General features: G+C 70.9%; 1 pseudogene. It reads right to left on the bottom strand.

What is annotated here, in order from left to right:
- Positions 1 to 413, bottom strand: a pseudogene (locus EN935_RS40365) (MFS transporter); the annotation flags it as partial.

Genomic DNA, 413 nt, shown 5'->3' with positions numbered 1-413 from the left:
GACCAGGAGGGCGGCAAAGCCGAAGGCGGCGGCGATGGCGCAGACCTCAGGCCAGCCGCCTGAGGCCCAGGCGATGCCGGCGAGCATCGAACCGACGGCGCCGCCGATGAAGAAGATGCCGACGAAGAGGCCGTTGAGGCGGCCGCGCGCTTTCGGCTGCAGCAGGTTGATGGCGCGGCGGCCGAGCGTCTGGTCGCCGGTCACGCCGATGTCGAGCAGCACGGCGCTGACACCCATCAGCGCTAGAGACCATCCGGTTCCGGATTCAGCCGAGCCGGTCCAGGCGGCGAGCCCCATCGCGCCGATCAGCACGAGATGGCAGGCGATGGTTGCGGACCGCGTCCAGCCGCGGTCGCCGGCGCGGCCAAACAGCGGTGTCACAATCGCGCCGCCTGCGCCGACCAGTGCGAACA

It is taken from the genome of Mesorhizobium sp. M7D.F.Ca.US.004.03.1.1, from assembly GCF_003998635.1.
GTDB classification, from domain to species: domain Bacteria; phylum Pseudomonadota; class Alphaproteobacteria; order Rhizobiales; family Rhizobiaceae; genus Mesorhizobium; species Mesorhizobium loti.
This window is presented reverse-complemented; position numbering and strand designations above follow the sequence as displayed.